20 protein-coding genes and 3 pseudogenes are annotated in these 21,302 nt (G+C 57.7%); 15 read left to right on the top strand and 8 right to left on the bottom strand.

Annotated features, from left to right (window positions below):
* Positions 1-224: 224 nt before the first annotated feature.
* Both ASB65_RS29110 and ASB65_RS15320 read right to left on the bottom strand, forming a co-directional pair.
* Positions 225-347 carry a hypothetical protein gene (locus tag ASB65_RS29110; RefSeq protein WP_269085683.1) on the bottom strand — a complete coding sequence of 41 codons (123 nt, stop codon included), beginning with the start codon at positions 345-347 and terminating at the stop codon, positions 225-227.
* 396 nt (positions 348-743) lie between these two features.
* Positions 744-1,937, bottom strand: coding sequence for a serine hydrolase domain-containing protein (locus tag ASB65_RS15320; protein WP_060724535.1), 1,194 nt, complete (start codon positions 1,935-1,937; stop codon positions 744-746).
* Positions 1,938-2,004: 67 nt separating this feature from the next.
* On the opposite strand from ASB65_RS15320, the gene ASB65_RS15315 reads away from it, so the two are divergent.
* Positions 2,005-2,634 carry a TetR/AcrR family transcriptional regulator gene (locus ASB65_RS15315; RefSeq protein WP_376905195.1) on the top strand — a complete coding sequence of 210 codons (630 nt, stop codon included), beginning with the start codon at positions 2,005-2,007 and terminating at the stop codon, positions 2,632-2,634.
* 267 nt (positions 2,635-2,901) lie between these two features.
* Positions 2,902-4,038, top strand: a complete 1,137-nt coding sequence (locus ASB65_RS15310; protein ID WP_060724519.1) for a sensor domain-containing diguanylate cyclase — start codon at positions 2,902-2,904, stop codon at positions 4,036-4,038.
* A gap of 107 nt (positions 4,039-4,145) precedes the next feature.
* Here ASB65_RS15310 and ASB65_RS29225 read toward each other — a convergent pair.
* Positions 4,146-4,304: pseudogene (locus ASB65_RS29225) on the bottom strand (ATP-binding protein); the annotation flags it as partial.
* Between the two features lie 117 nt (positions 4,305-4,421).
* Positions 4,422-4,745: a hypothetical protein gene (locus tag ASB65_RS29220; protein WP_060724517.1), complete on the bottom strand. Its 324-nt coding sequence runs from the start codon at positions 4,743-4,745 to the stop codon at positions 4,422-4,424.
* 342 nt (positions 4,746-5,087) lie between these two features.
* On the opposite strand from ASB65_RS29220, the gene ASB65_RS15295 reads away from it, so the two are divergent.
* Positions 5,088-8,675 carry an autotransporter outer membrane beta-barrel domain-containing protein gene (locus tag ASB65_RS15295; RefSeq protein ID WP_060724516.1) on the top strand — a complete coding sequence of 1,196 codons (3,588 nt, stop codon included), beginning with the start codon at positions 5,088-5,090 and terminating at the stop codon, positions 8,673-8,675.
* 199 nt (positions 8,676-8,874) lie between these two features.
* Here the strand turns inward: ASB65_RS15295 and ASB65_RS28905 are convergent.
* Positions 8,875-9,062 (bottom strand): annotated as a pseudogene (locus tag ASB65_RS28905) (helix-turn-helix domain-containing protein); the annotation flags it as partial.
* Between the two features lie 143 nt (positions 9,063-9,205).
* Here ASB65_RS28905 and ASB65_RS15290 point away from each other — a divergent pair.
* The 10 genes and pseudogenes from ASB65_RS15290 (at position 9,206) to ASB65_RS15250 (ending at position 17,700) form a co-directional block, all read left to right on the top strand.
* Complete coding sequence (locus tag ASB65_RS15290) at positions 9,206-9,979, top strand: SDR family oxidoreductase (protein WP_060724515.1); 774 nt, start codon at positions 9,206-9,208, stop codon at positions 9,977-9,979.
* A gap of 72 nt (positions 9,980-10,051) precedes the next feature.
* Complete coding sequence (locus tag ASB65_RS28240) at positions 10,052-10,192, top strand: hypothetical protein (RefSeq protein WP_153464147.1); 141 nt, start codon at positions 10,052-10,054, stop codon at positions 10,190-10,192.
* 38 nt (positions 10,193-10,230) lie between these two features.
* Positions 10,231-12,456 (top strand): mechanosensitive ion channel family protein, encoded by a 2,226-nt coding sequence (locus ASB65_RS15285; protein ID WP_162266784.1) that lies wholly within the window; start codon positions 10,231-10,233, stop codon positions 12,454-12,456.
* A gap of 52 nt (positions 12,457-12,508) precedes the next feature.
* Positions 12,509-12,778, top strand: a complete 270-nt coding sequence (locus ASB65_RS15280; protein ID WP_060724513.1) for a hypothetical protein — start codon at positions 12,509-12,511, stop codon at positions 12,776-12,778.
* A gap of 14 nt (positions 12,779-12,792) precedes the next feature.
* The gene (locus ASB65_RS15275) at positions 12,793-14,007 is read left to right on the top strand and encodes a low temperature requirement protein A (RefSeq protein ID WP_060724512.1); all 1,215 of its coding nucleotides are present in this window, start codon (positions 12,793-12,795) and stop codon (positions 14,005-14,007) included.
* 884 nt (positions 14,008-14,891) lie between these two features.
* Positions 14,892-15,371 (top strand): pyridoxamine 5'-phosphate oxidase family protein, encoded by a 480-nt coding sequence (locus tag ASB65_RS27395; RefSeq protein ID WP_080868652.1) that lies wholly within the window; start codon positions 14,892-14,894, stop codon positions 15,369-15,371.
* Between the two features lie 81 nt (positions 15,372-15,452).
* Positions 15,453-15,770, top strand: a complete 318-nt coding sequence (locus tag ASB65_RS15265; RefSeq protein WP_060724510.1) for an ATPase inhibitor subunit zeta — start codon at positions 15,453-15,455, stop codon at positions 15,768-15,770.
* Between the two features lie 815 nt (positions 15,771-16,585).
* Positions 16,586-16,780: pseudogene (locus ASB65_RS15260) on the top strand (alkene reductase); the annotation flags it as partial.
* 360 nt (positions 16,781-17,140) lie between these two features.
* On the top strand, positions 17,141-17,392 hold the full coding sequence (locus ASB65_RS15255) for an antitoxin (protein ID WP_060724508.1): 252 nt from the start codon (positions 17,141-17,143) through the stop codon (positions 17,390-17,392).
* Positions 17,389-17,700 (top strand): type II toxin-antitoxin system RelE/ParE family toxin, encoded by a 312-nt coding sequence (locus ASB65_RS15250; RefSeq protein WP_060724507.1) that lies wholly within the window; start codon positions 17,389-17,391, stop codon positions 17,698-17,700. Before ASB65_RS15255 ends, ASB65_RS15250 begins: the two co-directional genes overlap by 4 nt.
* On the opposite strand, the gene ASB65_RS28520 is transcribed toward ASB65_RS15250, so the two are convergent.
* The 3 genes from ASB65_RS28520 to ASB65_RS27390 all read right to left on the bottom strand — a co-directional run bounded on the left by ASB65_RS28520 (position 17,649) and on the right by ASB65_RS27390 (position 19,168).
* Positions 17,649-18,140, bottom strand: coding sequence for an MFS transporter (locus tag ASB65_RS28520; protein WP_162266783.1), 492 nt, complete (start codon positions 18,138-18,140; stop codon positions 17,649-17,651). The genes ASB65_RS15250 and ASB65_RS28520 overlap by 52 nt on opposite strands.
* Before the next feature lie 54 nt (positions 18,141-18,194).
* The gene (locus ASB65_RS15245) at positions 18,195-18,887 is read right to left on the bottom strand and encodes a DUF899 domain-containing protein (protein WP_060724506.1); all 693 of its coding nucleotides are present in this window, start codon (positions 18,885-18,887) and stop codon (positions 18,195-18,197) included.
* Positions 18,888-18,949: 62 nt separating this feature from the next.
* Entirely contained in the window at positions 18,950-19,168 is a 219-nt protein-coding gene (locus ASB65_RS27390; RefSeq protein WP_236734558.1) for a hypothetical protein, read from the bottom strand.
* 115 nt (positions 19,169-19,283) lie between these two features.
* On the opposite strand from ASB65_RS27390, the gene ASB65_RS15235 reads away from it, so the two are divergent.
* Together ASB65_RS15235 and ASB65_RS15230 are read left to right on the top strand one after the other, a co-directional pair.
* Positions 19,284-20,504 (top strand): hypothetical protein, encoded by a 1,221-nt coding sequence (locus ASB65_RS15235; RefSeq protein WP_060724504.1) that lies wholly within the window; start codon positions 19,284-19,286, stop codon positions 20,502-20,504.
* 9 nt (positions 20,505-20,513) lie between these two features.
* Positions 20,514-21,164, top strand: a complete 651-nt coding sequence (locus tag ASB65_RS15230) for a glutaminyl-peptide cyclotransferase (RefSeq protein ID WP_060724503.1) — start codon at positions 20,514-20,516, stop codon at positions 21,162-21,164.
* Positions 21,165-21,302 lie beyond the last annotated feature (138 nt).

Raw genomic sequence — 21,302 nt, 5'->3', positions numbered from 1 at the left:
GTGCCGGCGTGCTATGCCCGTGTACCCGTCCATTTGTTTTCTTCGGTATGAGTGCGCAAAACAGGGCGCTGATAGCTGCGTAGCAAGCCGATAAGGCGATGGAAGCCGTCGAGATTGTTGAGCAAGCTCGCCGCATCACTTAGCACTACTTTGGCGGATTAACCGACGGTTAACGATAATCGGCCATCCTTGGCTCCCCGCAGAGAAACGATGACGCTCAACTCTCACGCCTTTGCCTGTCTGGCGGCGGTGAATTGCCGCCCCAATACAGGAACGGCCAAAAGCAGTCCTGCGAGCGACGACACGAGTTCGGGAACGCCTAACAGGATCGACGCCAAGATCAGCATTGTTCTCTCCCACCAGAAGGTTCTGACAAGCAGGAAACCGAGAGAGCGGACCCGAGGAATGTAATGCCCAGCACACAGCCAACGAAGGCAACTGTAAAATCGCCCCAAGAGAAGTTGGTTGTCACCAGCAGCAGCGACGGCGAGAACTATCGACATTAGAGATAGGAGATTGACGCGGTGGTTATGCGCCGTTGTCACATAGGGAGTTTTTCCAAATTGCTGACACACCGGGAATTTCTATTGTCGGCCGCGTTGACGCCAGCGCTTTTACGAAGCAGCCGAGGACGTGCTGGCTTAGGGATGACAAGATATCGCAGCCGTCGTGGAGGGACACTGCGTCTTCTGTCTCACCAAGCGCGACGTATTACTACGGATCCGCCTCAATATGCTTCGATACTATTCGTAGACGGCGTCTCTCACGCGAGTGGGAAACGCTCCGGCCATGCCCTCGAATGCGGTATTTGTCAGCGCAATCACTGACAAGCCGTTCTTGCGATCGATGAACCAGTAGTGGCCGTAGGCTCCTCCCCATTGCAGCGTGCCGGTTGCCTGAGGTGTGGCTGTCAGTGTCGGGTCGTCAAGCACCGCCCAACCATATCCGAAGCCCCAGCCAAGGCCTTGGGTTTCAGCCTGCGGTCCGACCTGATCCTTGAGCATCGTCTCGACTGTCTCAGTCTTCAGGATCGGCGCGCCGCCGGTACGAATTGCTTCGAGAAAGTGCAGAACGTCGCTTGCCGAGCCAGCCATGCCCGCACCGCCCGATTGATAAGATTTGGCATTGAGAATCCGGGACGGCGCGAAAGTCGCGGCAAGCCCCATGATCGGAACGGCTATTCCGTCAGTCATCGGTACCGGCTCGGGACTGCCATCCGCATAGGCTTTGGCAAGCCGAGAGGCGTCACGCACAGAGAAATCTGTATCGTTGATGCCGAGCGGTATTGTTATCTTGTCGCGAATGATTTCAGAGAGGCTACGCCCTTCGATTTTTTCGAGCACACCGCCCACAACATCGATGCCGAGCGAATATCGCCAACCTGTGCCGGGTACAAAATTCAACGGAGCGGCCGACAGACGGTTCAAGTTCTCCTCCAGCGAAAGGCCCGGCTGATCGAGCCCGTCGGAGATGTTCAGCTTGTGATATGGTCCGCCCGCAGGTTCGAGGAACGCATAGCCCAGCCCCGATGTGTGGGTCAGAAGGTGGCGGACTGTAATTTCCGGAGCTGAACCGTCCGACAACGCCGGGCGGAAATCGGGCAGCCAGCGCGTCACCGGTGCGTCGAGGTCGAGCTTGCCTTCCTCGACCAGCCGCATGGCGGCTGCAGTCACGAAAGGCTTGGTAATAGAGGCCAGCCGGAAGATCGCGTCCTCTCGCATTTCGACGCCAGCTTCCCGATCGGCATAACCGGCGGCGCGGTGATAGACGATCTTGCCGTCTTTCGCGACGAGGACGACAGCACCGACGACCCGTTTTTCGGAAAGCGCCCGATCTATCACGGAATTGAGGCGTACCTCAAGCGCGGGATCGGTTGCAGGTTCGCTTAAGGCTGCGCTGGCGGCAGCAAGTGCAGCGGCGACGAGAGGGATGCGCATGTTGATCAAACCTCGTATATACGGAGTAATCGTTCCGTAATAGCGCAGCTGAAAGGATATTTCTAGAGTGACCGTTGTGAAAAATAGCGAACCCGGCCGTCGACCCCGCGGCCGTCCACGCGCCTTCGATCGAGAGGAGGCGCTGGCCAAGGCCGCGGAGACGTTCTGGCGGCTGGGCTACGAAGGCGCCTCCGTTGCGGATCTGACGGCACGGATGGGCATTACGCCGCAAAGCCTCTACGCTGCGTTCAACTCGAAGGCTGATCTCTATCGAGAGGCGTTGGCATGGTATCAGAAGCACATTGGCGCCTCGACCGCCGACGCACTCGAAGAAAGTGATGTCGCGGTTGCGCTGACGCGCGTTCTTCGGGAATCGGCGCGGGAGTTCACCGAACGGGGTCGCCCGCATGGATGTATGGTTTCGACGGCGGTCCTGACCTGTGCGACAGAAAACCAGGCGGTCGCGCGCCATGTCGCCAGTTTGCGCGCCACAACACTCAACCTCATCCGGGCACGTATCAGCCGGGGGATCGATGAGGGGCAGCTGAGGTGCGGGACGGATGTTGATTCACTTGCGCGCTTCGTTGGCGCCATAATCCAGGGCATGTCTGTGCAGGCACAGGACGGCGCGTCGGAGAGGGCGCTGTCTGCACTTGCTGCCCACGCCGTCTCCGAGATCGAGCGGCATCGCCTGTAGCGTTGATTTCGCATCCGCGCGGCAGTGTCCAAGTCCGCGGCGTAGTTTTTTGCGATATCGGTGGAGCAAGCTTCCGCGCCTGTGTTGCTCCCCTTGCGTCGAGGGTGGGGCTGGGATCGCTCAGCCCAGTCGAATATCGTAAGAGCCTCTGCGTTAACGTTTGTGACCTCTTACGCGCGAGTTTACCTGGTATTTACATCAGCCGTGTTATCTCAAACCTAACGAGTGAAGACAGGTGCAAGGGCGGGGCACCATGTGCGGTCAGATATGAGCTATCAAGACGTCATCGGACTTTTGAATACGAGCATGCCTGCACTATTCTGCGCATCCATGTTCGTGCTTTGGCACCACCACCGGCACCTTACCTATATTGGGATCTTTGTTCTTTCCTACGCGATCAGAGCTCTCTGTTTTGGTATATTCTACTTTGCTTTTGCGCTGGAGAATCCGGTGCTGAGGCTGATGGCAAACGTGTTTTTGATGTTATCAATGATATTGTTGTCCATTGGACTTGCTAGCCGGCGCGGACAACGCCCTCGCTATCTCACACTGTTGTCTATAGCTGGAATTGCATTGGGTGCGCTCTATTATAATCAGTTTGTAGAGCAAAGCCTGCTTTTGCGAGTTATTTACCTAAACTGCGGGCTCGCTGCAGTCGGTCTGGTAATGCTGCTTGATGCGGTGAAATTGCCAGATCGCACCCCGATCGAGCAAGTGCTCATTGGCTTGATAATGATTTCGTGCGTCGGCTTCCTTCTTCGTCCCCTGTTTTTGCTCGCTTCAGGCAACGCGGAGGGCGGGTTCGAAGGAGCTTATTGGCTGGTTGTTTCGATCTCGGATGCTCTAATCTCCGCGATGACAGCAGTAGGGATATTTGCGGTGATCGCGAGCGACGTGATGGAAAGGATCAAATCGGATGCACAGGTCGATGCGTTGTCGGGACTATTGAATCGTCGTGGATTTGAAGCGCGAGCCGTCGAGGCATTGGAGCGGCAGACCACTGATGCACGCGTCTCGATGATCATGAGCGACCTTGATCACTTCAAGTCGATCAACGACCGCTTCGGACATAGCAGCGGTGACAGAGTTATTCGAGCGTTCTCCGAAGTTCTCAGGGATAAGGCTCCTCGTGATGCGATCATCGCCCGCTTGGGCGGAGAAGAATTTGCTATAATGCTTGCGCCGAGGCAGACCGCCGCTGCACCTATCTTTGCTGAGGCCGCCCGGCTCGCCTTCAAGGAATTGGCGCCCCGTATCCTTTCGAACGAATTGAGCCCAACGGCGAGCTTTGGGATCGCGGTTGCATACAAAGGGGAGGATCTGTCGGCGCTGATGGAACGTGCAGATCGCGCACTTTACCAGGCAAAGAACGAAGGACGAGATTGCATCCGGCAAGTGGGCTAGGTGTTTGGTCCCAACATGTCATGGCTTGGGTTTCGAATGAAGATTTCCGGCTTTTTCTCGCTGAGTTGGCGGATGGCTTCGTAGTGTGCTTTGAATCGTAACGCTTTGAGCCTGGTGTCGCCGAAGACGGTAGCCCATTCGCTGAAGCTGAGATCGGTAGTGATGATGACGCTGGTGCGCTCATAAAGCTTGGTCAGCAAGTGGAAGAGTAGCGCACCGCCTGAGGCGTTGAACGGAAGGTATCCGAACTCATCGAGGATCGGAAGACCGTTGTCGATCTCAAGCGGGTTCATCGCATCATGGGCAATCACGCGATGTTGCCGGAGAAGCATACGGCTATTCGCCAGGGACGCATCTATGACAGCAAGGTCATGGTCATGCGCTCAAAACTGTGCTGGTGCTCCGACGGTCTGGAGTTCACTTGCTGGAATGGTGAGGTTATTCGTCTCGTCTTCATTATCGACGCCTTCGATCGCGATTTCGTTTTCACCCAGCAAAGCAATGAACGCTTCTCTAAGGTTTTGGCTACGATACAGGAAATCGGCCTTTTCATCTTTTAGTCGCCGCAGGAGGCCCAACTCTCTGTCGTTGGCGTCGTTCGACATTGCCCGGATTCGAAGATCGGTTTCGATCTCTCGAATTGCCATTTCGCAGGCCGCGATTTCCTTAAGCAGCCGCTCCCAGTATTTCCCGAACACGAAGCTCATGTCGTTAGCGTACCCAATCTCCAAGTTTGTCAACGGTTAACACAACCGAAACCAATTTGGAGTGGCGGTTCCATATATAGTTAACACTGCAGAGGAAAGGATGCGCATCAGCTACACCGCAGACAATACGTGAGGTGGCTGGATGCAGGCATTTCAGCTGTGTTGTTCTCCAGTCTTCCAGCGGTTACGCAACCCCAAGTTCACCGTTGATCATATTTTAGTAATATGTTGAATTCAATCATTGAGGCAACCATTGGGCGAATCCGATTCGGGGATATGGTTCAGCAATGGAGCATTCTTCAGCTTCAAGCGAGGGGAATGGAAATGAAATGGGGGACAGGAATGATCGCACCTGCAGCATTTTTCGTTAATCATCCCCCTATCGGGATCGAGAATTCCTTCGGTACTTCTTATACAAATCCGAGAGCAAGTAACACGCTCGTCCGTGGCGGCCGAGTGGGAAAATATAAGGGGATCGTCGGTGGCATAGCGCCTTGTGAAACCCGTTTGGTGCTGTCGTTTAAAATGTTATCGGCCGTTTCGGCAGCGACATTTATATCGCTGCTCATTTCGTCTTCGCCATCGCTGGCAGGTAGCTGCGATCCTGCTGGCCCTGAAACCTGGAGCTGTTCCGGTGCTGCCACAGGTAGCGATCCGTCAGCGGTTATCTTTTCCTCTGCGCCCGTAACGGTTGTCACACAACCAGGATTTGGTTTGTCAACCTCTGGGGAGGCCCTCAGAGTCGAGACAATCGGAGGGATCGCCATAACGGACGGAAATGCGTCTTCCATCACGTCCTCTGGTGGGCAGGGTGTTTTGGCGATCAATGATGTTTCCGGTGCGGTTGAAATAACATCGAACGGTAGCATCACCGGCATTGACGGTATCTATGTCATCAATACCGGTACAGGTCCCACAACGGTCACATCCGCAGGCACGGCGATTGGGACCATCGGTAATGGTGTCTATGTTTCCAACGACGGCTTCGCAACAGACCTGACCGTTAGCCAGACGGGTGGGACGATTTTTGGCGCGGATAACGGAATTTCCACAACCAATCGTGGATATGGGGCGACCGCAATTAGTGTCGGCGGCGATGTGGACGGTGCAACCGAAAACGGCATATGGGCGCAAAATTTCGCTAACGCGACAGGCATCACGATTACCCAGGCAGCCGGCAGCACTATCACCGGTTATACGCATGGCATCCGCGCCGATAATTGGGCGGCCGGCGCTATATCGATCACAACAGCCGGGATCATCAACCAGACCCAGGCTGGTGCGGCAAATAACGACACCTTTGGTGTCTATGCCTACAATTCCACAGCCGGGACAGATATCATTCTTACCCAGACCGCGGGATCGATCTCCGGCAATTGGTTCGGCATGTATGCCAATAACCAGGGAAGCGGCTCAACGACGATCATCAGTTCCGGCGATGCCACGGCAATCGTACGCGCTGGACTTTACGCTTATAACGCGGCCACAGCGGATAGTATCTTTGTAAGCCAGACATCCGGAACGGTCAAAGGCGGTACCTATGGTGTTTTCGCAGACAATGCGGGAACCGGCTCAACAACGGTTACACTGTCCGGCGATGTGATCGCCTCCGGTGACTACGGTGTCTATTCGCGTAATGCCAGCAGCGCCACCGATCTGATTGTAAGACAGACGGCGGGTTCTGTTGCTGGCAGAACCGGCATTCTGGCGTCGAACAGGGGTACGGGCACCTCGCTGGTCAGCGTCGGTGGCGCGGTGCGTGGCGGTGCGGGTGCGGGTATCCAGACGATTGCAGCGAACGGCTCGACCGTCGATATTGCAGCTTCCGCAACGGTCACGGCAACGTCCGGAATTGCCATTCGTGACGGCGGTGTCGCGGGTAACCCTATTGCTTCGGACACGATCGGCGGCGATGTCGTGGTTAACAGCGCTGGCACCGTAACCGGCGATGCGGTCCTCGGCCTCGGCGATGACACCTTCAATCTGGCTGGTGGAACCTATACCGGCAATATTGTCGGTGACGACAGAGACGACCCTCGAAGCAACGACGGTGTCACAAACCATGAAGGCAATGATACGTTCACCTGGACGGGCGGCACTCTGGCGGGAGGCTTCTACGGTCAGGACGGATCCGATACAGCTATGGTAAGCGCATCGGCGTATGATGGTTCTCAGGTGCTGGACGGCGGTGATGATACCTCGGTTGCCGATGGCATGATCGATACGCTTACGCTTAAGGGTGTGACGGCGACGACTAATGGCGGCAAGATCATCAATTGGGAAGTTGTCAATCTGGATGGAGCCAGTCTGTCGATTGATGACGGTGTATGGCATGTCGGCGAACCGGATGAAGCAACGACCGGTGTGTTCCTGGACAACGGGTCTAGACTTGACGGCATGGCGTCGCTCAATTTCGACGGCAACATAACGATTGATTCGACGTCCACATTCGTCGGGACGGGCGGAGGAACCGGGGTCTATTCGTTCAGCGGCGATGTGGCCAATGCCGGAACCATCACCACGGTAGATGATGCTGTCGGCGATGTTGTCATCATCGGTGGAAATTATAACGGCAATGGCGGACAGATGCTGTTCGATGTTGCTCTTGGTGACGACAACTCCAAGACGGATATGGTCATCGTCAATGGCGACACATCGGGCACGACAAATGTCGGCGTCAACAATGTTGGAGGCACGGGTGCGCAGACCAGTGAAGGTATCCGTATCATCGAAGTGAACGGTGCTTCCAACGGGTATTTCTCGCTCATTGGCGATTACACAATTGGCGACAGGCAGGCGGTCGTTGCAGGCGCCTACGCCTATCAGCTTTATCAGGGGGACGCATCGACACCGAATGATGGCAACTGGTATTTGCGTTCGCAATTGACCAATCCGACATCGCCGACGACACCGACCTCCCCGCTTTATCAGGCTGGTGTGTCGACCTATGAGGCATATCCTCAGGCATTGCTGGGTCTGAACGGCGTCCAAACCTTGCAGCAACGTGTCGGTAATCGTTTCTGGGCCGGTAATGGCACTTCTGTCGGCACACCTTATGCCGCTCCCGAAGACGCAAGCGTTGCGATCGAAGGAAACGGTGTATGGGGTCGCATTGAAGGTGCGCATAACCACATCGAGCCGCGTTTCTCCGCCGCGGCCGCCGAGTACGACCAGAATGTCTTCAAGCTTCAGGCCGGCATTGATGGGCTGTTGGCGGAAACGGAAAGCGGCAAACTCATTGGCGGGTTCACAGTCCATTACGCCCATGGCAAAACCGACACCAGTTCTGTTTACGGCGATGGTGAGATCAGCACGGACGGTTACGGTCTTGGCGGCACATTGACCTGGTATGGCGAGAATGGCTTCTACCTGGACGGTCTGGGCCAGATGACCTGGTACACGAGCGATCTCAACTCTCTCCTTGCCCGCACGAACCTCACCGACAACAATGACGGTTTTGGCTATACACTGTCGTTGGAAAGCGGCACGCGCATTGCCATCGATCCAGGCTGGTCCGTCACACCGCAGGCCCAGCTGGTCTATTCCAATGTCGACTTCGACGCGTTTACCGACACATTCGGCGCCCGTGTCAGCCTCGACCGTGGAGAAAGCCTGCAAGGTCGTCTCGGTATGACCCTCGACCATGAAAGCGCGTGGCAGAATGACGAGGGCTTGCTCAACCGCTCCCACGTCTACGGCATTGGCAATCTCTACTATGAGTTCCTCGACGGCACGAGGGTCGATGTCCAGGGCGTGAGCTTCGCCAGCCGCAATGATCGTGTCTGGGCCGGACTGGGGGTCGGGGGAACCTATAGCTGGGATGACGATAAGTACTCGATTTATGGTGAAGGTCTGGTTCAGACCAGCCTGAATGACTTCGGCGACAGTTATTCCGTCAAGGGACGGGTCGGCTTGCGCGTGAAATGGTAACTTACTTACTCATCGGTGCATTTTACGAACTGTCGATGATGAGGATCACAGATGTTTGCGGTCGGAGCATCAGGTCTTAATCGGAGTTGGTGAATATGGTCAGCTTGTCCGCCCCCGAAAACGCCTGGGACTGTGGGGACCTCCAGATGCGGGCCATGGTCGAGACCGGTTCGGTACGAGCAAATGTTTTGCGACGGTCCGTGCTGTCCTGGGTCGGAGAGATCTTCCGGGTGGTGCGATGAAGCAAACGGGCGCCGACCCGCCCTTCAAGCTCGATTACAGCTGCCGATACGGACGATGTGGCAGCCCGAGCGTATCGGCAGCGCGGATGGAGCTGGCGCACTCGACGACGCGGGCGAAGATACGGAACAGATCGATACGGTCCAAAACGCTGACTCCGTCGATTGTCCGTCATCTCTGACATGTGATGTCAGAACGACCGTCTTTATGAAGATTCCATAGACGATATTCTGCATTTCAGGAAGCGGTCGCGCAGTTGGTCGCAAGGCAAACCCAAGGAGATAACACAAATGACCGATCACAGCATCAGGGGGAAAACCGTTCTCATCGCCGGTGGCGCGAAGAACCTCGGCGGGCTTATCGCGCGCGATCTCGCCGCTCAGGGCGCAAAGGCTGTCGCTGTTCACTACAACACCAGCGCCACGAAGTCAGCGGCCGACGAAACGGTTGCCGCGATCAAGGCAGCGGGCGCCGAAGCCTTTGCCTTTCAGGCCGACCTCACCACGGCCGGCGCGAACGAAAAACTGTTCAATGACGCCAAGGCGGCGATGGGAGGCACCGACATCGCCATCAACACGGTCGGCAAAGTGCTGAAGAAGCCAATGGTCGAGATCTCGGAAGCCGAATACGACGAGATGACCGCGGTGAACTCGAAGAGCGCGTTTTTCTTCATCAAGGAGGCCGGCAAGCACCTCAACGACAACGGGAAGATCTGCAACGTGGTGACCTCGCTGCTTGGTGCCTTCACGCCATTCTATGCTGCCTATGCCGGCACGAAGGCGCCCGTGGAGCATTTTACGCGAGCGGCATCGAAGGAGTTCGGTGAGCGGGGCATCTCGGTGACGGCGATCGGTCCCGGTCCAATGGATACGCCCTTCTTCTATCCGGCCGAGGGTGCGGATGCGGTCGCCTACCACAAGACCGCGGCAGCATTGTCGAACTTCTCGAAGACCGGCTTGACCGACATTGAGGATATCGTCCCGTTTATCCGCTTCCTTGTCTCGGACGGCTGGTGGATGACCGGCCAGACGATTCTGGTGAACGGTGGCTACACCACGAAGTGATCCGCAAGGCGGCCGAAGCAACTCTCTGCCGCCTTGTTTCTATGGAACCAACCTTTCACGTCGGAACCCGCAATGAGAAACTGCCTTCAGTCACCGCTTGATGCCGAGTGCGTACATCTCGTCAGCGACGCGACCAAGAGCTATGTCCGGCGGATCGGCTTCCCTCCTTATGCCGGCAAGGGTATCACCAAAAATCCGAGCGTGTTTTCATGAGGGAGGGGAGCCTACGCACTATTGCGGCGGCCGGGTATTTGTCCGGTGAAAATCAACGGATGTTTCGCCCGCAACGGCGAGATCCGCGGTGGAAGGCTGTTTTTGTCGCCTGCGCCTGCACGGTCACGCTTCTGTTTGCCGTGGTGGGCGCGTTTGCTCAGGAACGGCCAATCACGGTCATTCTCCGGCAGGGCCAGAGCGATGCGGAGATCGGTCGTTTGCTGGGCGCTGCTGCGCAGACGGGGCGACCCGTCGCTGGCGAATGGCAAAATGCAACGGAAGCCCAAGCTTCCGAGGCTGCCGTCCCGGTTGCGGCGGTCGATGAAGGACAGGCGTCCGGGCCGCTGGGCGGGGTTTCGCGCGCTTTTGTCCGGGGAGCGACGCTGGCTCTCAATGGGGCGTCAGGGATCGCAGGTGTTTTTTCAGATACGGAAACGACGCTCGCCGGCGAAGGCCGAAGTGGCTTAACCGACGTGGGGACTGCTATTCTCGCCATAGCGGCAGGCGCACTCGGTGCCTTTTCGTTTCGGCGCATCTTTCCCGGCAAATTCCATCCGCGCGGTGACCGGCTGGCGCTTCCCGGTCGAATGAAGGACACCATCAGCCGCTTTGCATTGGATCTGGTGTCCGTGGGGATCCTGGTCGCAGTTGCCTATGTTGGTCTCCGACTTTTGTTGGAAGGGGGAACATTGTCCTTTCAGATCGCGGCGGGTCTGGTGACGATCGCCACCGTGACGGCGCTGTACACAGCGTTTGGAAGAATTTTTCTTGCACCACTTCTGGATGGCGAGCCGCTTATTGGAATTGCACGTCCGCGTTGGCATCTTGCGATGTTCATCGCCTATGGCGCCATCGGCTCGCTCGTTGGCGAAACTGTCAGGCTCGCCGATGCACGCGCCCTGGACAAGGGTGCCATCGAAGGCTGGTTTCTGATCGGGTCGACCGTTCTGACCCTGCTGAAACTCTGGTGGTTTATCGCCGGGCGGCGCGATATCAGAAACGCGTTCACCGGAACCAATGCGGGTACTTTCCGGCGGATGGCCGGATATATCCTACCGGATTTCTATGCGGTTTCGGCACTGGCGATTTGGTTCGCAGGCTTTCTGGTTGCCGGTACGCCCAACAGCGCCGCGTGGAGTTTTGCGGCGGGAACAACGCAGATTGTGCTTATCGCGGTTCCGATCATCGCACTGGGGTCATGGTCGCTTCTCGGACACCTTGCCCGTAACGGTGCGGCCGGACTACATTCCACCCTCCTGTGGGGACTTCGCACCGCTGTTTCGGGCGCGGTCTGGCTGATCGGATTGCATTTGATCGTCATCCTCTGGCAACCGCTTATGTCTGGCGAGACAGCAGTCGTGACGGGCTGGTTTGTCTGGCTCCAACGCCTCGGCCTCGCGGTTGTCGCAAGCTGGACGCTGTGCAGCGGTCTCTGGCGGTATTTTGATACGATCGCGCCGACATCTGCCATCGCCCTTCCGGGACAGGACGAAGACGAAGCGCACAAGCAACCGGCCAGCCGCATGTCCACGGTCATGCCCGTTATCCGTAATCTGACTTTGGGGGCGGTCCTTGCCATAGCCGCCCTTCTGGTGCTGACGTCAACCGGCATCAACGTCGCCCCGTTGCTTGCCGGTTTCGGTGTTCTCGGCCTGGCCCTGTCCTTCGGTTCGCAGACGCTGGTAAAGGACGTGGTATCCGGCATCTTTTTCATTGCTGACGATGCGTTTCGAATTGGCGAGTACATCGATACTGGAGGGCTCATGGGCACCGTAGAGCACATTTCGGTCCGCTCCATTCGACTGCGCCATCACAACGGTCCAATCCACACCATCCCGTTCGGCCAGATTAACTCAGTGACGAACTACAGTCGTGACTGGGGCACGATCAAATTCGAACTGCGCTTCGAGCGGGACGCGGACGCCGAGCTGATCCGCAAGACTGCCAAGAAGGTCGGGCTTGCCATGCTGGAAGATCCGGAGTTTGGATCTGAGTTCCTGGTGCCTCTCAAAATGCAGGGAATCCAGACTGTCACGGAGACATCGATGGTCGTTCGTTTCAAGTTCACGTCGCGTCCCGGCAATCCGAGTATCCTGAAGCGCGAGGGCATGAAGCGGCTGCTTTCGGCCTTCAGGGCTGCGGGTCTTTCGCTTGCTTCCAACGCCGTCACCGTTCGTTCCGGAGCCGGCACGGCGGCCGACGCTGCAGCGGCCGCGATGCCGTTACGTCCACCGGAGACAACGGCGGCAAATGCACCTGCCTGACGACGAAGATGCAGTGCGCATCTGATGAAGACCAACGGATAGGGGAAACAAAATGCACATGCTGATGGTTATTGCGGGAGGTGTCGTTCAGCTCGGCGTGTTCCTGCTGTTTGGAAAACTGTGGGGTAGTGATGCCACCGGCCTCGCAACGGCGGCCAAGCTCTTCATTCCCGCCTGGCTTGTTATATCGAGCGCCAATCTCTGGGTTGGTGTCAGTTATGCGGGCTACTCGGTGCGGGATGAGTTGCCGATCCTCCTTGTCATTTTCGTCCTACCCACGATTCTTGCGGTCCTGGTGATCTGGCAGATTTCACGCTCCTGAGGATGGGGACAAGCATGACCAACACAACCGGCAACAGCAATGCTCCGCACAGTCATCCACTTCTGAGGCGCCGCGATGGCCATCATGCGAGGGTGACGTTCGAGGAGCTGTTCTTCGACCTCGTTTATGTCTTCGCGGTGACGCAGCTCAGTCAGGAGCTGCTGACCAATCTGAACCCCACGGGCGTCATCGAGACTCTGATCCTCTGGTTCGCGGTCTGGCTCGGCTGGCAATATACCTGCTGGGTCACCAACTGGTTCGACCCGGAGACACCGCGCATCCGCGGCCTGATCTTCGCCGTCATGCTGGCTGGCCTCCTTATGGCCTCTGCGATTCCGGGCGCCTTCGGCGAGCGCGGGCTGGTCTTCGCGTTTGCATATGTGGCGATCCAGGTCGGGCGGACGGCATATATCGTCCGGGAGTTGGGTCCAGATCATCCGCTTGCGGCCAACTACCGGCGTATGTTGGGTTGGGTGTCAATTGCCGCCGTCTTCTGGATCACCGGCGCCTTCGTCGAGCATGAGGCACGCATGGCTCTTTGGGCAGTCGCGGTAGCTTGCGAGTATGTTTCGCCGATGTTCGGTTTCGCCATACCGGGCCTCGGACGCTCTAAGACGAGCGACTGGACGATCGAAGGCGGACATCTCGCCGAGCGTTGCCAGCTTTTCGTGATCGTTGCGCTGGGCGAGACACTGCTTGCGACCGGCGCCACCATGGCGCGCGCCGAGGTCTGGGATGTGCCGACACTCTCGGCGCTTCTCGCTACGTTCTTGGGCACGCTCGCGATGTGGTGGCTTTATTTCGGCACGTCGAGCAAGGACGCGACCGCCGCGATCACGCGCTCTGATGATCCTGGCCGGATCGGGGCATATTTCCACTACATCCACGCCATCCTGGTCGGCGGGATCATTGCGACCGCAGTCGGCAACGATCTGGTGCTTGCCCATCCCCACGACGGGCTCAAGTCAGCCTATGCGCTGATCCTGTCGGGCGGGCCGGCGATCTATCTGCTTGGTAGCGTCGTCTACAAGAAGGTAGTGTACGGCGTCCTGCCGGTTTCGCATATTGCCGGCGTAGTCGCGCTTCTGGCGCTCCTTTCTGTCGCGCCATTCGTCGATCTGCTGACCATGGGTTGGCTTACCACGATCGTCATGCTGGCGGCTGGCTTCTGGGAGGGGCGGTTGGTCCGCATGCGACGAGAGGCGGGCAAGGCGCAGGTAAAACTTTGAGGACCGGGTGTCGTTTGGCACCTAGTCGTAAGAATGTGATCGTCTTGCCCAAGGCGCTATGGTTGGCTTCGGCCCGCGTGACGAGGTGTTGCGTTAGGCGACAACGCGCGCAGTAACGGAAAACGCGTGAATCTCAACACCTCGAAACCAAGCGCTGCCAGCCGTTCTATCCGGCTTTATGCGATTGCAGGTGCAGGGACCCTTGCTGAGGCCGTTCAGGGCGCGTAATTCCAAGGCATGAGTGCATCGAGATCGCTATTGGGTCAGCCTTGGCGATGCGCTCGAGGGCCTTTGGGTTAGCCAGTACCGGCGAAATAAGACGGATGTCTTCGCTTGGTTCGTGACCTAAGGCAGATCTTCGGAAAAATACGGTTAGCCATTGATGCGCATCAACGCGGGCATTCGTCCAGCTGCCATCGTTTTTCGATCAGTTAAACAGCGAGGAAGCCGAATGCGAGAACGTTAAAGTGAGGAACAGAGCAGGCCAACCCATTAGCAAAAGAGCGATAGGCATCTTGAGCAAAGGCAGTCGTTTCAGGTGCCCGATTTCGAACTCCATAGACACGGAGACGACGGCTGGATGATTTTTACTGTTTCCGACCGGGGCATCCATTGGATCGCAGCGAATTTTGACGAGTGGAGGAGTGGTGAGACGTTGCTCAAATTACAGGAAGCGAACAAATCTCTGCGTGAGGCGAGCAAATTTTCTCTTTGCACGAGTTACAAAGGTCTCAACGGCAAGACCATACTCTGAGACATCTCTGTCAAGACCGGCTTGGGAAGGGCCGGGAATGGGCCGCCGAAGTTGAATCATGGTACCGTCGTTTCCGCTTTTTGTTTCGCAAGAAGGAAGGGTTTAATTTTTTAGTCAGGGAGGTGGAGCAATGCTTGTGCGAGAAATGACACACAATGAATGCCTGGCCGTACTCAGGGACGGAAGACTGGCGCGGATGGCATGTGCGAAGGACAGCACCCCTTATGTCGTCCCGATATACTACGCTTACTCCGGAAATAGGCTCTACGCCTTTTCAATGCCAGGAAAAAAACTGGATTTCCTTCGGTCGAACCCGCGCGCCTGTTTGCAGGTCGACAAGAGCCGCGGTGATCATCAATGGGTGAGCGTTATAGTTGATGCGGCCTTCCGCGAACTGCCCCAGGAAGACCCGCCCGGTGAGGAGCGGCTCCATGCCTGGTCGCTTCTCTCGCACCATTTTGACTGGTGGGAACCGGGTGGGCTGAAACTGCAACCGCAACCACAACCTCTTCGCGCCGCTTCCCGGCATATATTCTTCGCCCTGGATATCAACGCCTTAAGTGGAAGAGAGGCGAGGCTGGGTGAGCCTGAGCGGGTTTCGCCGCAATGATATGGATGCGGTGAATGTCAGCTCGGTCCGGAGCGAGGCTGACGGGAGAATGTCGACAGATTAGCACGGGAGGACTGAATTGTGACGATCTACGACGAACGCGAAAAAATGGCGGAACAACAATATGTCATGCAGATAGAAAAGGCGTTCAGGGTTCGCGCACGGCGCGACAGATTGCTGGCGAACTGGATGGCGACGCTGCTTGGCCGGGATATTGAGCGTTGTCTTGAAGAGATAATCGAAACCGATTTTTCTCGGGGGGAGGAAGGTATCCTAAAAAAACTGGAGCACGATATCGGCGTTCTGGGACTGTCGGACGCACATGATCTGATACGAGAGAAAATGCATAAATATCTCGCCGATGCCGTGCGCGAGGTCGAAGCGTCGATCGGGCAATAGCACAGGTGCCGGTTGCCGTTACGACGACACATGGACTCGCCGGATCCGCCAGCACTCGTCTGTCTCACCACGCGGACGCAGCAGGCCTAAAACTGTTTACTGTCGCGTTCTTTTGTTGCCGCTGACGGGGCCCGTGCCTTATCCCGATCGTCGCGGCGTCTCCACACGCCTTGCCTGATATATGCTGGCGGGCTCGTCGTTTCGCGCCCGCTTTGGCAAAGGAGAAAACTTGCCGAACCGGAGCCCGTGGGCGGCCAGAATCTGTTGCCGGGTTGACCGTGGTCAATGTCAGTTCTCGCAAGTTCTCCGATCATGACCGGGTTCATAACGAGCAAAGGGAGAATGGTCATGAACGACAATACTTTGCGGCAGAACATTATCGATGCGCTCGACTTCGAACCCAGCATTGGTGCGGCGAACGTCGGCGTTGCCGTCAATGCGGATCACTTGCGAATTTATTGATTCTCGCAGAAGCCGGGTGGCGAACTGTCCAACATCTGGCGCTTTCCGTTTTCGGCCAAGTAAAGGGTTGCTGCCGGAATGAGGTAAAAGCAGGCAGGCGTCATCGCTGGTATTGGGCGAGGGCGCCTGTTTATCTGCCGGGGCCAGTCTCGCCAAAAGCGAGTGGTTCTGATTATGCCCTTTGAAGAATAGATGATTTGCCGCATGCCCGGTTTATCGGGCTTGTCACGCCAATATGATCGCGCCTGATCTTCAGGATGAAGCAGTCGCCTTTGATGCGCGTGATCGGGACTTGCTCGTCGCAAATGGCGGTAAGATCGAGTTCTGGTTCCAAATCCTCAGTTATCCCGACAATGAAAGGTAACCTCGTGCTGTTTACTCCCTATAAGCTCGGTGCTCTTGATCTGCCCAATCGTATCGTCATGCCGCCCATGACCCGTTCGCGAGCGGCTGCCGGCGACGTGGCGACGGCCGAATATTATGCGCAGCGTGCGTCAGCCGGACTGATCGTCAGCGAAGGCACCCAGATCAGCCGACAAGGTCAGGGCTGTCGGTGCTGAGTGTTATCAAGTCAGGCCTTGTGGAACTCGAAGGCTTCCCCGGGCGGTGGATATAAGCGTCACAAGTCGCATTCAAGAGTTGGAGAAGAAGGAGCGAGTGAGGGCTAAATCAGCTTTCAGTTTTTCCTTGTCTTGATGGCTGGCCGAAAGGGGCACGCCGAACCGGCTGGGTTCTGCCTGCAACGCGCACGTCTAGCGACCTGTGCTTGAGCGGAAATTAAATAGAGGCATCGGCGCCTTCTCCGAAATAACATATCCCTCCAAGCGATACCGGATCCGAGGTGGCGGCGGTGGCCACATGCCAACATATGTGTTAATGTGGGTTTTCTCAGTTTAGGAGTGCGTCACATGAGCCGATTGACGATCGACATAACGGATCAACAACATCAAAGCCTGAAGGCGCTGGCCGCTTTGCAGGGCAAGACAATCAAACAGTATGCACTTGAGCGCCTCTTCCCAGGTGACACAGACGCAGAACGAGCCTGGGAGGAGTTGAAAACCTTGGTGAACAGGCGCGTCAATGAAGGGCTCGCCGGAAGACTGTCGACCAAAACCGTAGGTGAGATCCTCGACGAGGAGATTGCCGAGGGTCGTGCTTGACTGCCTACATTCTTACCGCGGAGGCGGAATCAGATCTACGTTCGGTAATCCGCTACACACGTACGCAATGGGGTGCTGCCCAGGTACGTCGCTACGTCTCGGGTTTGGAGCGAGGTATCGCAACCCTCGCCGAGGGCAAAGGTTCTTTCGAGGATATGAGTGTGCTTCATCCGGCGTTACGAATGGCGCGATGCCAACATCACTACGTCTTTTGCCTGCCTCGAGAGGATGCGCCCGCCCTCATCGTGGCGATTCTTCATGAGCGAATGGATCTCATGAAGCGCTTGGTTGATCGTCTGAACGAATGACGTTTGGACGGAGGCGAGATTACCTGAATGCGAAATCGACAAATCGTTGTTATCGCGTGGCCAAAAAGCGGGGCGCCAGTTCTGATCCCTTCAAGAGCCAGGACTTGTTCCGCTTCGAAGAACGTTGCAGTTCGAGGCGGCCGAAGCCGCCCCGCCGGAACCGGGCCTGTGCCCTGCCGCCATCGGTAACCAGAACGCAAAGGTCCAGATTGGGGGATGACGACCGCCACCGTCGGCGCTGCGATACCCGGAAACAGTGTAAGGACCTCCACCTGACCCGCCGCGCCTTCCGTAACGCCGAGATCGCGGGCCATTGGCGTGAGCATTGCCATTGGCCGCAATTCGCTGCTGATCAGGGCAAAGCTGACGACGGGCAGTGAGCTGATCGACAGGCATGTCGAGATCGGCCAGGAGCTTTTCCTTGAAACCGTTTCGGGCATTATATCCCCTCCAGTCACCGCTCGCGGCAATCGCACGGGCAAACGCAAGGACTGCTATTCGTACCGATCGTGGCGGCGCACCCAGTCCATTCCTTCGGCTTCATTGCGTCCCTTCGGGGCGAGATCGAGCAGCTGATAGGCACCCATCATCGCCTCGACGCCGCGCCCATAGGTGGAGTAGGTGCGGAAGACCTGGCCAGCGTCGTCCTTGTAAAAGGCGCCGATGCCCGGCCACTCCTCTCCCAGCTCCGGCCACTCTCCGAAATTGTAGTCGATCCTGCCGGAGGCGACTTCGTCAGGTGTGAAGCTGACACGGAAATCGTGATTGAAGTCATTTCCGAAGGACGACACCCATTTGAACTGCCAGCCCATCCGTTTACGGTAGGGCTCGATGTCGGCGAGCGGTGCCCGCGATACGGCGATCATGGTAACGTCGTGATGCGCCAGATGCTTGTTCATGCCATCGGTGTGATCGGCCATGAAAGAGCAGCTCGGGCAACCCTCCTTCCATCCCGGCGCGAACATGAAGTGCTGCACCAGAAGCTGCGATCGGCCATCGAACAGATCGGCAAGCGTTCGGGGGCCATCGAGCGTATCGAACCCATATTCCTTCTCGATCCGTACCCATGGCAGTGCCAGCCGCTTTTGGGCAACCTCGTCCCGGTGTCGAGTAAGCTCTTTCTCTGCTTTCAGAAAATCCCGCCGGGCGGCGAGCCAGTCTTTGGCTGAAACGATTTTGCGGTTCATTGTCAGTCTCCTCGGGTTTTTGGGGATGGATATTGCCGCCAGCAAGCGGAAGCGAGCTTCAGCTAGGGCGACAGGTGAAAGAGGCTCATCAGCAGGTACATGAAGGCCATGCCGCTGATGGGCAGCGTGCCGGGTGGGGACGCGCAGATCCCCGCCTGCATGTCGTTCGCCGAAATCCAGGCCATCGACGCGAAGGCTGGTGAAGCTGCAAGAACGAGCCACCCTGAGACATTGCCTGATCGCCAGGTCTCCGAAGGGCGTTTTCCCGTTGGTTGGGACATTGTCATTCCTGGATTCCCTTTTGAGGTTCGACATTCCGTCCCGCGACGCTTAACCTGACAAAAATATATGTCCGAACGGCGGGAGAACGTGAGTAACAAGTGTGACGGGATTTCAATGGACTCTCTGATGGCCTTCGCGGCGCGGGCGCTTGCGGCGGGTGATCCGCTTGCAGCGCTCAAACGCATCGCCCTTCGCGGCGATGCGCCGGCGCTCGCCCTGCGCGGCATTGCCATGGCGCAGCTCGGCGACCTTGCACGCGCGAAGGAACTGCTGGGAAACGCGGCGCGCGCTTTCGGCAGCCGGGAGCCCATGGCCCGTGTGCGATGCAACGTCGCGGAGGCAGAGATCGCGTTGGTCTTGCGTGACCTTGGCCGTCCCATGGACGGGCTCGCCGCCGCCCGGACAACGCTGGAGGCATTCGGAGACGTCGCGAACGCCGCGCATGCCGGCTATCTCGAAGCAAGGCGTTTGCTGTTGATCGGCCGTCTCGACGAGGCCGAGCGGGTTCTGGGCAGCCTCGATGCTGGTGCGTTGCCGATGACATCGCGGGCAGGCTACGAATTGGCAGTCGCGGGCATCGCGATGCGCCGCATACGCGCGAAGCCGGCTCATGATGCGCTCGGTCGCGCAGAAAGCGCCGCGGCCGCCGTTGGAAATGCTGCATTGAAAGCCGAAGTCGACAGAGCCGTACGGGCCTTCGAGGTGCCAGCCGCGCGTCTGGTCGGGCGCGATGGAGAACGGCTTCTTCAGCTCGACGAGGTCGAGGCGATCATTGCATCGAACGCGCTCGTCATCGATGTTTGCCGGAACGTTCTGCGCGTCGATAAAGCCATGGTCCGTCTCGCCAGTCGTCCGGTGCTGTTCGCGCTCATCCGCGTGCTGGGTGAAGCTTGGCCGGAAGATGTCACGCGGGAAGAGCTTCTCGTCCGTGCCTTTCGCGCAAGGGAGGCGGATGAATCGCATCGCGCTCGGCTGCGGGTCGAGATCGGACGTCTGCGTGAGGCAATCGGGCCCTTGACGGAGATACGCGCCACCACGCGGGGATTCGTATTGGAGCCCCATGACAGCGGCGCGGTCGCGGTGCTTGCGCCGCCCGTCGAAGACAAGCATGGCGACGTGCTGGCGCTTCTCGCCGATGGCGAGGCCTGGTCCAGCTCCGCGCTGGCGCTGGCGCTCGACGTCAGCCCGCGCACGGTGCAGCGGGCGCTCGATACCCTTGTGAAAAATGACAAGGTGGAGTGGTTCGGCCACGGACGCGCCCGTCGCTGGATTGCGAGGAGTGTACCGGGGTTCCCGACAAGCTTGTTACTCCCCGCCGTTGACGTTTTGGGCTAGGATGAGGGCATGAAACACACAGCCGCCGAAATTATCCGTGAATATGGCCCTTTTCCCGGAGTGGATCACGTCCATGGGGTCAGCTTTGACGGTCGCCGGGTCTGGATGGCGACAGGCGCAAAACTGGACGCGTTTGATCCCGACAGCGGGGACATGCTGATCTCGCTCAATATTGCCGCCGATGCCGGCACGGCATTCGATGGCGAGTACCTGTTCCAGATTGCTGAAGCGGTGATTCGGAAGGTCGATCCCAGGACCGGCGAGGTGATTGCCACGATTCCCGCCCCCGGCAATGGAGGCGACTCCGGCCTTGCCTGGGCTGAAGGTTCGCTGTGGGTCGGGCAACATCGCGGCCGCAAAATCCATCAAATCGATCCCGAGACGGGAAAGGTACTACGCACGATCGAAACCGATCGCTTCGTTACCGGGGTCACCTGGGTCGACGGCGAACTCTGGCACGGTACATGGGAGAACGACCAAAGCGATGTCCGCCGCATCGATCCTTCGACCGGTGAAGTGCTGGAGCGGTTGGAGATGCCAGCGGAAATGGCAGTTTCCGGACTTGAATCCGACGGACGGGATCGTTTTTTCTGCGGGGCCGGGGATAGTCCCAAAGTTCGCGCGATACGCAGGCCAAAGCGATCTGGAGCCGCAATGTGAAACAGGAAGCAGGTCGCCGGTTTGTGCGATCTTTATTCTATCGTCCTTTTGGCGGTAACCGTTGGCCTGCGTGAGAGTGGTTGTCGCTTTGCAGCGTCAGCCCGAACGATGTTGCCAGCCGGGGACACCTGCATGTGC

The sequence above is a fragment of the Agrobacterium tumefaciens str. B6 genome (genome assembly GCF_001541315.1).
GTDB classification, from domain to species: Bacteria; Pseudomonadota; Alphaproteobacteria; order Rhizobiales; family Rhizobiaceae; genus Agrobacterium; species Agrobacterium radiobacter.
This window is presented reverse-complemented; position numbering and strand designations above follow the sequence as displayed.